12 protein-coding genes are annotated in these 12,593 nt (G+C 58.3%); 7 read left to right on the forward strand and 5 right to left on the reverse strand.

Annotation, left to right across the window (positions count from 1 at the left end; all coding sequences use genetic code 11):
- Positions 1 to 91 precede the first annotated feature (91 nt).
- The 3 genes from fhuB to BDE01S_RS03885 are packed head-to-tail and all read right to left on the reverse strand — an operon-like array spanning position 92 to position 3,759.
- A complete protein-coding gene (gene fhuB / locus BDE01S_RS03875; protein WP_066077640.1) occupies positions 92 to 2,056 on the reverse strand; it encodes a Fe(3+)-hydroxamate ABC transporter permease FhuB in 1,965 nt (654 codons plus the stop codon).
- Entirely contained in the window at positions 2,050 to 2,955 is a 906-nt protein-coding gene (locus BDE01S_RS03880) for an ABC transporter substrate-binding protein (RefSeq protein ID WP_066077641.1), read from the reverse strand. Before BDE01S_RS03880 ends, fhuB begins: the two co-directional genes overlap by 7 nt.
- A gap of 39 nt (positions 2,956 to 2,994) precedes the next feature.
- Positions 2,995 to 3,759, reverse strand: coding sequence for an ABC transporter ATP-binding protein (locus BDE01S_RS03885; RefSeq protein WP_066077643.1), 765 nt, complete (start codon positions 3,757 to 3,759; stop codon positions 2,995 to 2,997).
- Between the two features lie 198 nt (positions 3,760 to 3,957).
- On the opposite strand from BDE01S_RS03885, the gene BDE01S_RS03890 reads away from it, so the two are divergent.
- From BDE01S_RS03890 to BDE01S_RS03910, 5 genes are all read left to right on the forward strand, one after another.
- Positions 3,958 to 4,191 (forward strand): cytochrome b6, encoded by a 234-nt coding sequence (locus BDE01S_RS03890; protein WP_066077646.1) that lies wholly within the window; start codon positions 3,958 to 3,960, stop codon positions 4,189 to 4,191.
- Position 4,192: 1 nt separating this feature from the next.
- Entirely contained in the window at positions 4,193 to 4,612 is a 420-nt protein-coding gene (locus BDE01S_RS03895) for a gamma-butyrobetaine hydroxylase family protein (protein WP_066077647.1), read from the forward strand.
- A 254-nt stretch (positions 4,613 to 4,866) separates the two neighbouring features.
- Positions 4,867 to 5,604, forward strand: coding sequence for a bifunctional demethylmenaquinone methyltransferase/2-methoxy-6-polyprenyl-1,4-benzoquinol methylase UbiE (ubiE, locus tag BDE01S_RS03900; protein WP_066077649.1), 738 nt, complete (start codon positions 4,867 to 4,869; stop codon positions 5,602 to 5,604).
- A gap of 85 nt (positions 5,605 to 5,689) precedes the next feature.
- On the forward strand, positions 5,690 to 6,127 hold the full coding sequence (locus BDE01S_RS03905) for a peroxiredoxin (RefSeq protein WP_066077651.1): 438 nt from the start codon (positions 5,690 to 5,692) through the stop codon (positions 6,125 to 6,127).
- Between the two features lie 43 nt (positions 6,128 to 6,170).
- Complete coding sequence (locus BDE01S_RS03910) at positions 6,171 to 7,052, forward strand: site-specific tyrosine recombinase (protein ID WP_066077653.1); 882 nt, start codon at positions 6,171 to 6,173, stop codon at positions 7,050 to 7,052.
- Between the two features lie 92 nt (positions 7,053 to 7,144).
- On the opposite strand, the gene fghA is transcribed toward BDE01S_RS03910, so the two are convergent.
- Entirely contained in the window at positions 7,145 to 7,987 is an 843-nt protein-coding gene (fghA, locus tag BDE01S_RS03915) for an S-formylglutathione hydrolase (RefSeq protein ID WP_066077654.1), read from the reverse strand.
- A 543-nt stretch (positions 7,988 to 8,530) separates the two neighbouring features.
- Here fghA and BDE01S_RS03920 point away from each other — a divergent pair.
- The gene (locus BDE01S_RS03920; RefSeq protein ID WP_066077656.1) at positions 8,531 to 10,243 is read left to right on the forward strand and encodes a proline--tRNA ligase; all 1,713 of its coding nucleotides are present in this window, start codon (positions 8,531 to 8,533) and stop codon (positions 10,241 to 10,243) included.
- Positions 10,244 to 10,301: 58 nt separating this feature from the next.
- On the opposite strand, the gene BDE01S_RS03925 is transcribed toward BDE01S_RS03920, so the two are convergent.
- Entirely contained in the window at positions 10,302 to 11,093 is a 792-nt protein-coding gene (locus BDE01S_RS03925) for a polyamine aminopropyltransferase (RefSeq protein ID WP_066077658.1), read from the reverse strand.
- A 406-nt stretch (positions 11,094 to 11,499) separates the two neighbouring features.
- Between BDE01S_RS03925 and BDE01S_RS03930 the strand changes: the two genes are divergently transcribed.
- Positions 11,500 to 12,378: a peptidoglycan DD-metalloendopeptidase family protein gene (locus BDE01S_RS03930; protein WP_066077659.1), complete on the forward strand. Its 879-nt coding sequence runs from the start codon at positions 11,500 to 11,502 to the stop codon at positions 12,376 to 12,378.
- Positions 12,379 to 12,593: the final 215 nt, after the last annotated feature.

A 12,593-nucleotide genomic window follows, 5' to 3' on the forward strand; every position in this document is an offset into this window, starting at 1 on the left:
TTTACTCTTCGACTATAGAGGCCGTCTGAAAAAAGCCGTCTGAAATGATTGATTTTCAGACGGCTTTTTTTGTTTTTCAGATATGTCCTGTTTACAGACGGCGCATCATCAGCATGAAATAGGCACCGCCCAGCAGGGTCGCCATCAGGCCGGCGGGGACTTCGTAGGGGAACATCAGCTGCCGCCCCAGCCAGTCGGCCAAAATCATCACGGCAGCGCCTAAGAGTGCGGCGGAGCGCAGTTGCTGCGCGGGCAGGCGTGCGCCGAGCATGTTGGCCAGATGCGGCGCGAGCAGGCCGACGAAGCTTAGGGGGCCGATGAGCAGCGTGGCCAATGCGGTCAGTATCGCGCAGAGTGCAATCAAGACCAGGCGTGCCGTTGCGACATTCACCCCGGTGGATTGCGCGACGGTGGCGTTCAGGCTCAGCAGGCCCAGCCAGCGTTGCAGCGGCAACACGGCAAACATCAGCAGCAGCGCCAGCAGCGCGACGGCGGCAGCGGATTGCGGCGTGGCCTGATAAGTCGAGCCGGACATCCAAATCAGCATCTGCTGAACGCGGAAATCGCCGCTGGCCGTCCATAAGCGGATGGCAGCATCGGCCAGCGCGGCCATCGCCATACCGGTCAGCAACACTTTCTCCGGTGCCAGCCCGTTGTTGCGGTTGAGCAGCATCAGCAGCCCCAGAGTGGCCAGTGCGGAAGCGATGCCCGCCAGCCAAAACAGGCCGCTGCCCGAGGTGATGTCAAACAACAAGACCGCCGTCATCGCGCCGAACGCCGTGCCGGAGCTGATGCCCAGCAGCTCGGGGCTGGCCATCGGGTTTTGCGTCAGACGTTGGAGCATCACGCCCGTCAGCGCGAGCATGGTGCCGGTGGCCGCCGCCAGCAGCACGCGCGGATAGCGGAAGCTCAGGTAATCGGTGTCGATAACGGGCATCCAGCCTTCGTTGCGGCCGACAAACAGCGCCAGCAGCAGCGCGGCCAAAGCCAGCAGCGGCAGGCGGCGCAGCAGCGGAGAGGCGTGCAGGCGTACCGGCGCTGGCTCGGAAGCCGTCTGAAAAACGGGGCGTTCCGGCGCTTTCATCATTAGCCACAGCAGCAGCGGCGCGCCGATTAAGGCGGTTACCGCACCGGCGGGCAGGTCGGTTTGGTAATAGTGTTTCAGCAGCATCAGGCCGTTGTCGGTCAGCATCAGCATCAGCGCGCCGAGGGCGAATGCGGCGGGCAGTCTGGCGGGCAGGGTGCGGAAGCCGGTTTGCCGCACCAGCGTGGCCGCAGCCAGGCCGACAAAGCCCATCATGCCGACAAAAGCGACGACGTTGGCACTCAAAAACGCCGCCGCGCCCAGCGCCAGCAGGCGGATTTTTTTCACCGGTATGCCGAGGGCGACGGCCTGCTCGTCGCTCAGGCTCATGGCTGACAGCGGTTTGAGCAGCGCGGCCACCAGCAGGGCGGCGGCAGCCGTGCGCCACAGCAGCTGCAAGGTGTCGGCCCAACTGTCCTGCACCAGCGAGCCGCTGCCCCATTGCATCACGCCGCGCGTTTCTTCGCTGAAAAACAGCATTACGATGCCGGTGAGCGAGCCGAGGTAGAGGCTGACGACCAAGCCCGCCAAAATCACCGTCAGCGGCATCAAATCGCGGCGGGCAGACAGCCACAAAACCGCGCCCAAAGCCGCCGCCGCGCCGCCGAACGCCACGGCGGATGCGCCGTAAAGCAGCAGGGAGGGCGCGGCCACCGTAGCCAGCACCAACGCCGTTTGCGCGCCGCTGCTTACGGCCAGCGTGCTGTCGGAGGCCAGCGGGTTACGCATCAGCTGCTGCATCAGCATGGTGGCCGCTGCCGAGCCGCCGCCCGCCAGCAGCGCCATCGCCATGCGCGGCAGGGTGTTGTTGCGTACCGTCAGCGCTTCCAGCGGCAGGCTGTTGGCATCGGCAAAAAGCAGCGTCCACGGCAGCTGCCATTCGAGGCGGACGATCCATACGGCGGAAATCAGGCAGAGCAGCGCCAGTACCGCGCAGAGCCAGGCGGCAGGCCGTCTGAACATGCTTACCATGCGGCCTCCTTTTCAGACGGCAGTTTGGCGGCCAGCTGCTTGGTAAATTGCTGCATGGCCGGCAGCGCGCCGTAGCTCCAGGCGGCTTCAAACACGCGGCGGTTGGCGGGTTTGCTGTAGGGCAGGCGCTGCCACAGCGTGCTTTTTTCCAGTGTGGTGCGGGTGTTTTGCGGATGTGGTTTGACGATAATCATCAGGGTGTCGGGCGGCAGCTTGGCCAAATCGACCAGGGTGATGTTTTCAAAGCCCCAGGCATTGCTGCCGCCCGTCCAGGCATTGCGGAAGCCCAGTTTGTCCATTACCGGCTGGAATACGGAGTTGCGCCCGTAAATCCGCAGGTGGCGGCCGTCTGAAAACTGCACCACCGCCAGCGGGCGGCGCGTATAGGGGGCGAGCTTGGGCTTGCTGCGGGCAAACAGCGCTTCGGTGTCGGCAATCAGCTTTTCCGCCGCAGGGCTGTCGCCGATGAGTTTGCCCAGTGCGCGGGTGGTGGCGAGCGTGTGCGCGTATTCGATGCCTTGGTCGGTGGCGAAATTCAGCTCGTGCACGGGCGCGATTTTGGCAAACTGCGGCTTGGCGGCGGCAAACCAGGGCGATTGGATAAAGAAATCGGGCTTGATTTGGTGCAGCCGCTCGAGATTGGGCTGGAAGCGCAGGCCGGCTTCTTTTACGGCGGCGGGCAGCGGCGGGTAGTTGACCCAAACATCATACACGCGGCGGTCGGCCACGCTCACGGGCGGGTGTCCCATGGCGGTCAGGGTTTCGGCAATCGTCCAGTCGGACGTAGCAATGCGCGGCGCGGCTTCTGCGGCGGCGGATAAGAGCGCGGCAGCCAGGCAGAGGGCGCGGGCGGGATGTGTCAGGCCATCTGAAAAACGGCGTAGGCGGGTTGCAATCATAATGGGGTAGAAGATGAAATCTGCTGCGGCGCGGCGGGTTTAAGGCAGGGCAACGGGGCGGCCGTTGTCGGGGTGGCTGATGATGTTCATGTCCACGCTGTAAATGTCTTTTAATACGGCGGACGTCATGATTTCAGACGGCTTGCCGGTTTTCAGCAGGCGGCCTTGCTTGAGGGCGACCAGCTCGTCGCAGTATTGGGCGGCCAGATTGATGTCGTGAATCACGATAATCACGCCCAGGCCGAGCGTGCGTGAGAGCTGGCGGATTAAAGACATCACGTCGATTTGGTGGGCGATGTCCAGCGGCGCGAGCGGCTCGTCGAGCAGCAGGAAGCGGCTTTGCTGCGCCAGACACATTGCCAGCCAAATGCGCGAGCGTTCGCCGCCGGAGAGAATATCGACCATCTGATCGGCAAATTTTTCGGTATGGGTGAGGCGGAAGGCTTCGGCAACGGCTTCCTGGTCGCGGCTGCTGTTGCGCCCGAGTAGGCCGCTCCAGGCATAGCGCCCCATGGCGACCAGCTCGCGGGCGGTCAGGGCGGTGGCGGCGGGCAGCTGCTGCGGCAGGTAGGCAACGTGTTTGGCGTATTCGCGGGTGGAATAGCTGCGGATATTGCGGCCGTCGAGCAAAATCTGCCCGCCCGCCGGCAGGTATTGGCGGGTGAGCAGCTTGAGCAGGGTGGATTTGCCCGAGCCGTTGTGGCCGATTAATCCGTACACTTTATTGGTGTCGAAGGATACGGAGACGTCGTTCAGCAGGGTGCGCCCGGGCACGGTATAAGTGGCGTTTTGAATTTGAAACACTTTTCAGACGGCCTTATGTGGGGTTGGATTAAAAGGCAAATCATAATAGTTTTTATTTTGCGGCGCGATTATAGCAGGTTTGCTTGCGGCGTTGGGAATATCGTCGCGTGATGCTTCGGCAGCGGTATGAAGCGGCAGTATCGAAATTCGCGCATAAAGCTGTTAGAATACCGCTTTGTTTTATGCCGTCGATTTTGTATGAACCCGCATCAGAAAATCCAAGCCGCCACCCGCTATGCGTTTACCTGCATCGGCCTGATGCTGCTGGCTTTTCTGGTTTATGTGCTGGCGAGCATCGTGCCGCTCGGTCTGACGGCGGCGCAGCAGCTGGCTTTAATCCGCCTGTCGCTTTATGCGGTGGCCGTGTTGGCGGTGGCGGGCGGCGCGTTTTCCCTGCGCGTGGCGGTGCTGCGCAAACATCTTGAGAAATAATATGACGCAATCTGCTATTCCCGAAGAAATCCGCCTGCAGCAAGGGCGCGCGGTGTTGACGCTGGTCTATGGCGGCGAGGCAAAATCCCTGCCGGCCGAATTTTTGCGCGTGTATTCGCCCAGCGCGGAAGTGCGCGGCCATGCGCCGGGGCAGGAAGTGTTGCAGACGGGCAAGGCCGGGGTAACGATAAGCGGTTTGGAGCCGGTCGGCCAATATGCTTTGAAGATTACGTTTTCAGACGGCCACAACAGCGGCCTTTACGATTGGCCGTATCTGCACCGCCTGGCCTATGCTTATGACGAGATGTGGGCGGATTATCTGCGCCGCCTCGAAGCAGCGGGCGCATCGCGCGAGGCTTCGGAAGAGGCAACTGCCCGCGCCGGACACAGCTGCGGCAGCGGCGGTTGCGGCCGGCATTGAGGCGGATTGCGTTTCTGCATCTATATAGATAACGGATAAATCCGTAATATAGTCATTTAAAATAAGAATGATACGGCGTTGCTGCGCCTTGTCGTACTATATGTACGGCCTGCGGCTTGCTGCCTTGTCTCATTCTGTGTTATTCGACTATGATTGATTTTTTGCGGGCGGCCGCCGCGTGCCGCCTGCCACAGCTTTGACGCCTGCCGCCGCAGCGCGGCCGTCTTTACAGCCCTTATTTGAAAGTACACACCATGAGCGACCACAAAACCCATTTCGGTTTCAGCACCGTTGACGAGAGCGAAAAAGCCGGCAAAGTAGCGGAAGTGTTCCATTCGGTAGCCAAAAACTACGACATTATGAACGATGTGATGTCGGGCGGCCTACACCGCGTTTGGAAACATTTCACCATCAACACCGCCCGTTTGAAAAAAGGCGACAAAGTGCTGGACATCGCGGGCGGTACGGGCGATTTGTCGCGCGGCTGGGCCAAACGCGTGGGTAAAGAGGGCGAAGTGTGGCTGACCGACATCAACTCTTCCATGCTCACCGTCGGCCGCGACCGCCTGATGAACGAAGGGCTGATTTTGCCCGTATCGCTGGCCGATGCGGAAAAGCTGCCGTTTCCCGATAACTATTTCAACCTGGTATCGGTTGCCTTCGGCCTGCGTAATATGACCCATAAAGACGCCGCGCTCAAAGAGATGCACCGCGTGCTCAAGCCGGGCGGTACGCTTTTGGTCTTGGAGTTTTCCAAAGTCTATAAACCTTTGGAAGGCGTATATGACCTGTATTCTTTCAAGCTGCTGCCGGTGATGGGCAAGCTGATTGCCAAAGACGCCGACAGCTACCAATATCTGGCCGAGTCCATCCGCATGCACCCCGATCAGGAAACGCTGAAACAGATGATGCTGGATGCCGGCTTCGACAGCGTGGATTACCACAATATGAGCGCGGGCATCGTGGCGCTGCACAAAGGCGTGAAATTCTGACCCGTAAACATCAGCGAAGCCGTCTGAATATTTCAGACGGCTTTAAATTCAGACGGCTTTTGCCCAAACGATTAAGGATATTTTCATGGCAACTTACGATTTTACCCTCCCGTCCAGCAGCGGCAAGGATTTTCACGCCGCCGAGCATCTGCCGCTGGTAGTGTATTTTTATCCGAAAGACAGCACGCCCGGCTGCACCACCGAAGGCTTGGATTTCAATGCGCGCTTAGAGCAGTTTGCCGCACTCGGCTACACCGTGGTCGGCATCTCCCGCGACGGCGTGAAAGCGCACCAGAATTTCTGCGCCAAGCAGGGCTTCCGCTTTGAGTTGCTGAGCGACAAAGAAGAAACTGTGTGCAAGCTGTTTGATGTGATTAAACTGAAAAAGCTGTACGGCAAAGAATCGCTGGGCATCGAGCGCAGCACGTTTGTCTTGAACGAACAAGGCGAAATCAGCCACGAATGGCGCAAAGTCAAAGTGGCCGGCCACGCGCAGGAAGTATTGGATACCTTGAGCCGCTAAGGAGAAAGCCGTCTGAAAATCCGATTTTCAGACGGCCTGCCGTATGGATACCCTGATTGACGACTTTCTCGAACACCTGTGGCTGATGCGCCGCCTGAGCGACAACACCCAGCAGGCCTACCGCCGCGATTTGGCCAAAATCGAAGCGCGGCTGCACGCGGCCGGCAGCGGCTGGCTGGATGCCGATGCGTTGGCGCTGGCCGCCGCCGTGTATGCGCCCGAAGAGAAAAACAGCTCGCAGGCGCGGGCCTTGTCGGCCTGCCGGCGGCTCTACGGCTGGCTGGAGGAAAGCGGCTGCCGCACCGACAATCCGGTTAAAGATTTGCGCGCGCCCAAGCTGGCGCAGAAACTGCCCAAGCTGATTACCGAAGCGCAGGTCGATGCGGTGTTGGCCGGGCCGGATACCGCGACGGTACACGGTTTGCGCGACAAAGCGTTTTTGGAGCTGATGTATGCCACCGGCCTGCGCGTTTCGGAAGCCGTATCGCTCACCAAGGAAAACATCGATTTCGAGCGCGGCCGCATCGTGTTAATCGGCAAAGGCGGCAAGCAGCGGGAAGTGCCGATGAACAGCGAAGCGGCGGATTGGATGATGCGTTATTGGCACGAAGCCCGCCCGCAGCTGCTGAAAGGGCGGCTGTGTCCCGCGTTTTTCGTCAGCCAGAAACGCAGCGGCATGACCCGCCAGCTGGCCTGGATGATTGTGAAAGAATACGCGGCGGCGGCCGGCATCGAAGATTTAAGCCCGCACGGTTTGCGCCATGCCTTCGCCACGCATCTGGTTAACGGCAGCGCCGATTTGCGCTCGGTGCAGGCCATGCTGGGACACGCGGATTTGAGCACAACGCAGATTTATACCCATGTGGCCAACCAAAGGCTGCAGGATACCGTGCACGCGCATCATTCGCGGCATCAGGCCGTCTGAAAATCATGTGCAGATGTGTCATACGCAATAAAAAATACCGACCCGAATGTGGCCGGTATTTTTTATTGTAAAACGCCTTTTTTCAGACGGCCTTACAGCCCCAAGGCCTGCGCGTGAAACTCGATATGCGTTTCGATAAAGCTGGCGATAAAGAAATAGCTGTGGTCGTAGCCTGGGCGCATATTGAACTGCACGTTGAAGCCCCGGGCGCGGGCGGCGCGCACAAAGGTTTCGGGCTGCAGCTCGGCGGGATAAAAGGAATCGGCATCGCCCTGGTCGATGAGTATCGGCAGCGTGCGCGTGGCGGTTTGTACCAATTCGGTGCTGTCGTATCGCGCCCACGCGCTGCGGTCGCTGCCCAGATAGGCGGCAAAGGCTTTTTGTCCCCAAGGGGTCGCGCTCGGGTTCACAATCGGCGCAAACGCGGAAACGGCGGCGTAGCGCTCGGGTTTTTTCAGGGCGATTTGCAGCGCGCCGTGGCCGCCCATGCTGTGGCCGAAGATGCTGCGTTGGCCGGTAACGGGAAATTCGGCTTCAATCAGCGCGGGCAATTCTTCAACGATATAGTCGTACATACGGTAATGCGCCGCCCACGGCGTTTCGGTAGCATTGACATAAAAGCCCGCGCCCTGACCCAAATCGTAGCCCTCGGCATCGGCAACGTCGTCGCTGCGCGGGGAAGTGTCGGGCATCACCAGTGCGATGCCCCATTGCGCGGCAAAACGCTGCGCGCCGGCTTTTTGGCTGAAGTTTTCATCGGTGCAGGTCAGGCCGGAGAGCCAATACAATACCGGCACGCGGTAACCCTGCAGCGCCTGCGGCGGCAGATAGACGGCAAACGTCATGTCGCATTGGGTGCTGCGCGAAAAATGGCGGTAGCGGGCTTGGCGGCCGTTGAACATTTTGGTTTCGGAAATCAGGGTCAGGGCAGACATATTCGGTCTTTTCGGAAAGGGAAAAGGCGATGCTAACGCAAATTTTCCGATGTCGGAAGAGCGTCTGAAGCAGGCGGCGCGGGGCTGTGCGAAACTATACACAAACTCTGTGGATAACTCTGTGGGTAATCTTGGTATAAAGTGAAAAAACGTTTTGCTGACAACCAAACGCTTAGATTGATTAAAAAATAGGCAAATTTATATCAATAAAATCAATTAGTTATATTTGTTGTAAAAATTCATCAACGCGTTAACAAAATTTTCAAATAAAACAAAGTAGTGGATAATTTCTCCGCCGAAGTGCATTGACAGAGGAAAATTATGGCCTAAAGCCCTTGAACGGCCGCGGCCGTTTTGCGCGGAACAAGGCCGGGCGCTAGCGGTTTTACTGCATTGCGTGCCGTCCGGCTATAGTCGGAGAAATGAAATTCTGATACCGGGCGAGCCAACGCCGTAGCAGAAATTCATTTCTTCGACTATATATCAAAACAAAGCGGCTTTGCGTTACAATAGATGATTATTTTCGATCGAGTAGAAGAGATTATGAAAGCCAGCCAGTTTTTTATTTCCACCCTGAAAGAAGCCCCGGCCGAAGCCGCGCTGGCCAGCCACAAGCTGATGCTGCGTGCGGGCCTGGTCAAGGCCAATGCTTCCGGCCTCTATACTTGGATGCCGATGGGTTTGCGCGTGCTGCGTAAAGTGGAAAACATCGTGCGCGAGGAAATGAACCGCGCCGGCAGCGTGGAGCTGCTGATGCCGGTGGTGCAGCCGGCCGAATTGTGGCAGGAGAGCGGCCGCTGGGAGTTTTACGGCAAAGAGCTGCTGCGTATCAAAGACCGCCACGACCGCGATTTCTGCATGGGGCCGACCTGTGAAGAAGTGATTACCGACATCGTGCGCAAAGAAATCAACAGCTACAAGCAGCTGCCGAAAAATTTCTACCATATCCAAACCAAATTCCGCGATGAAGTCCGCCCGCGCTTCGGCGTGATGCGCGCGCGCGAATTTGTGATGAAAGACGCCTATTCCTTCCACGCCGATTTCGCATCGCTGCAAACGACTTATCAGGAAATGTATGACGCCTACTGCCGCGTGTTCGAGCGTTTGGGCTTGAATTTCCGCCCGGTGGCGGCGGATACCGGCAGCATCGGCGGCACCGGCTCGCACGAGTTCCAAGTGCTGGCCGAAAGCGGCGAAGACGTGATTGCCTACAGCGATGCTTCCGATTTCGCCGCCAACGTCGAGCTGGCGCCGACCCTGCCGCTGGCGGGCGAGCGTGCCGCTGCGGGCAAGGCTTTGGAAAAAGTCCACACCCCGGGCGTGAAAACCATCGCCGCGCTGGTGGAATTTTTGAATATTCCGGTTGAGCAAACGCTGAAATCCATCGTGGTCGAAGGCGAAGAAGCGGGCGAACTGGTGCTGCTGCTGCTGCGCGGCGACCATGAGTTCAACGACATCAAAGCCGAAAAACTGGCGGGCGTGAAATCGCCGCTGGCGATGGCCGCGCCCGAAGCCGTGGCCGCGCAGTTCGGCGCCAACGGCGGCTCGCTCGGCCCGGTCGGCTTCACCGGCAAAGTCTATGCCGATTTCGCAACGGAAAAAGGCGCGGATTGGGTGATTGGCGCCAACGAAGACGACTACCACTATACCGGTTTCAATTTCGGCCGCGATGCCGCCGAGCCGGAGTTTGTCGATTTGCGTAACGTGGTGGAAGGCGATGCCAGCCCCGACGGCAAAGGCCGTCTGAAATTGGCACGCGGCATCGAAGTCGGCCATGTGTTCCAGCTGCGCGATAAATACGCCAAAGCCCTGAACGCATCCTTCCTCGACAACAACGGCAAGTCGCAAATCATGGAAATGGGCTGCTACGGCATCGGCATCACCCGCGTGGTGGCCGCCGCCATCGAGCAGAACAACGACGAAAAAGGTATTATCTGGACGGAAGCTATGGCGCCGTTTGAAGCCGTGATTGTGCCGATGAACTACAAAAAATCCGAAAGCGTCAAAGCCGCTGCCGACGAAATCTATGCCGCGCTGCTGGCGCAGGGCGTGGACGTATTGCTCGACGACCGCGACGAGCGCGCCGGCGTGTTGCTCAACGATTCCGAGCTGCTCGGCATTCCGCACCGCATCGTCATCGGCGACCGCGCCCTGAAAGAAGGCAATGTGGAATACGCCTACCGCCGCGACAACGAAGCGCACAGCGTGCCGCAGGGCGAGATTGTGGCGAAAGTCGCCGCCGCGCTGAAAGCGTAAGGGCTATCGGGTTGGCAAAAAGCCGTCTGAAAAATGATTTTTCAGACGGCTTTTTTTATTACAGATAAAAATGCTTGCCGTTATTGGGATTGTTGGCTTTCAAATCCGCCAGCATGCGCTTGAAGTTCAAATCATACACATCGCTTAACTTATCGGCGCGTTTTTTCAGATGATCCAAATTTTGCTCTTTCGGGCTGCTTTGAAACGCCATTACCGCCACATTGCCGTGGCTTTCCGCCGGCAGCTCCAGCACGCGCCCTTCAAAAATATGCAGCAGCCGCTCGACAAAGAGCCGGTAGCGTTTGTCGCCGCTCCACCAGTTGGTGACGAATATGCCGTCGTCCGACAAGGCTGCGCGGCAGTTTTCAAAAAAGGTTTCCGATACCAAATCATCGATAATCTGCTCGCCGTCGAAGCCGTCCACCAAAATAACATCGGTATTGTGGCGGAACACTTTGATGTATTCCGCGCCGTCGGCCTCAACAATCTCAAAGCGTTCCCCCTCAAAAGGCAGCTCGAACAGGCTGCGCGCCACCGCAATCACCTGCGGATTGATGTCCACCGCGGTTTGGCGGGTGTCGGGCAGGTAAGCGTCAATCCAGCGGGCAAACGAGCCGCCGCCCAAGCCGATTTGGGTGATGTGCTGCGGCTTGTGTTCGGCAAACAGCAGCCAGCCCATCATCGCGCGGCTGTAGGAAAGCACCAGCTCGGCAGGGTGGTCGAGATTCATCGAGCTTTGAATGGTCGGGCTGCCCAAATGCAGCGAGCGGATATTGCCTTCTTCGGAAATACCGACTTCCGGCAGATGGGATTGCGGCGCACGCAGGCGACGGTAGGGATGGCGGGGCATGGGGATACCGGATGAATGACAAAGCACGTATTTTATAGTGAATTCAAAGCAAAAATCTACAGCGTTGACTGCATCTGGCTCAAAGAGGGGGTTTGGCTAAGCTGCTGATGCAGCAAGTCCGCCGTCTCGTGTTATCTGTATTGTCTGCGGTTTACTGCCTTGTCTCAATCTAAATCAAAACGGCCGGAATATCCGCCGTTTTTTCAGACGGCCAAGTCTGCTGCGGGCAGGTGCGATGCGCTGATGTGTGCATTGATGTGAATGAATGCAAAAGAAATATTGCTGCCGCAGCATAGGCGGGCGGCGGATTTACCCAACAAAAAAAGCCCGCAACACTTGAGAACAGGGCATATTTTGATTATGATATGCCCCGACAGATAATAAAACCCATATAAAAGGCTCCGATATGTTGAAAAAAACCGCCTCTTTTGCCGCTCCCGCCGCTTTGGCCCTGTTGTTGGGTGCGTGCGCGAGCCAGCAGCCCGCTCCCGTGATTGCGGGTAATGCCTCAGGCACAGGCAGCAGCACTGCGGCCGCCAATCCTTACGGTGAAACCCCTTATCAGCCTTCTGCGGCAGAAGTGCCTTATACCCCGCCTGCGGCCACTGCGGGCTCTTACAATACAGGCAGCGTCGGCGGCACGTTTATTCCTTCCTACGCGCCGGTAGACATCAACGCGGCGACGCATACCGTGGTGCGCGGCGATACGGTGTATAACGTATCCAAACGCTACAACATTTCCCAAGACGATTTGCGCGCTTGGAACAGCCTGCCCGACAATACCCTGAGCATCGGCCAAGTTCTGCGCGTGAAACCTGCCGGCTATGTTGCGCCGGCCGGTACGGCATCCGCACCTGCCGCCGCAGCACCGGCTACTGCCGCGACCACACCGACCGTGGCAACCGGCGCAACCCGCACGGTCAGCGGCATCACTTGGCAGCGCCCGACTACGGGTAACGTGATTACCCAATTCGGCGGCAGCAGCAAAGGCGTGGACATCGCCGGTACCGCAGGCCAGCCTGTTGTGGCAGCGGCCGACGGTAAAGTTGTTTATGCCGGCTCAGGCCTGCGCGGCTACGGCAATCTGATTATTATCCAGCACAACTCCACCTTCCTGAGTGCCTACGGCCATAACCAAAGCCTGCTGGTGAACGAGGGTCAAACCGTCAAACGCGGCCAGACCATTGCCAAAATGGGCAGCAGCGATGCCAGCCGCACCCAGCTGCATTTTGAAGTGCGCCAAAACGGCAAGCCTGTTAATCCGGCCACTTATGTCGCTTTCTAATTCGGGTATATTGCCGGGATAAGCGGCAGCCTGATGCAAAAGCCGTCTGAAAAACGGAGCAGATAAGAAATATCTGCCGTGTTTTTCAGACGGCTTTTTGTCGGGCGGGGAAGGTGCTGTATAGGGAAATTATATAGTCGAATAACACAGAATGGGACAAGGCAGCGAAGCCGCAGGCAGTACAAATCGTACGGGTCGGCGGACTTGTTGCTTCA

Source organism: Bergeriella denitrificans NBRC 102155 (genome assembly GCF_001592185.1).
Taxonomy (GTDB): Bacteria; Pseudomonadota; Gammaproteobacteria; order Burkholderiales; family Neisseriaceae; genus Neisseria; species Neisseria denitrificans.

What these genes read in the sequence shown, in the direction of transcription:
- BDE01S_RS03905 (WP_066077651.1), top strand. Translation starts at nt 5,690, where the DNA reads ATGGCAACTTACGATTTTACCCTCCCGTCCAGCAGCGGCAAGGATTTT.
- BDE01S_RS03930 (WP_066077659.1), top strand. Translation starts at nt 11,500, where the DNA reads ATGTTGAAAAAAACCGCCTCTTTTGCCGCTCCCGCCGCTTTGGCCCTG.
- BDE01S_RS03920 (WP_066077656.1), top strand. Translation starts at nt 8,531, where the DNA reads ATGAAAGCCAGCCAGTTTTTTATTTCCACCCTGAAAGAAGCCCCGGCC.
- BDE01S_RS03895 (WP_066077647.1), top strand. Translation starts at nt 4,193, where the DNA reads ATGACGCAATCTGCTATTCCCGAAGAAATCCGCCTGCAGCAAGGGCGC.
- BDE01S_RS03910 (WP_066077653.1), top strand. Translation starts at nt 6,171, where the DNA reads ATGGATACCCTGATTGACGACTTTCTCGAACACCTGTGGCTGATGCGC.
- BDE01S_RS03890 (WP_066077646.1), top strand. Translation starts at nt 3,958, where the DNA reads ATGAACCCGCATCAGAAAATCCAAGCCGCCACCCGCTATGCGTTTACC.
- BDE01S_RS03925 (WP_066077658.1), bottom strand. Translation starts at nt 11,093, where the DNA reads ATGCCCCGCCATCCCTACCGTCGCCTGCGTGCGCCGCAATCCCATCTG.
- fghA (WP_066077654.1), bottom strand. Translation starts at nt 7,987, where the DNA reads ATGTCTGCCCTGACCCTGATTTCCGAAACCAAAATGTTCAACGGCCGC.
- fhuB (WP_066077640.1), bottom strand. Translation starts at nt 2,056, where the DNA reads ATGGTAAGCATGTTCAGACGGCCTGCCGCCTGGCTCTGCGCGGTACTG.
- ubiE (WP_066077649.1), top strand. Translation starts at nt 4,867, where the DNA reads ATGAGCGACCACAAAACCCATTTCGGTTTCAGCACCGTTGACGAGAGC.
- BDE01S_RS03880 (WP_066077641.1), bottom strand. Translation starts at nt 2,955, where the DNA reads ATGATTGCAACCCGCCTACGCCGTTTTTCAGATGGCCTGACACATCCC.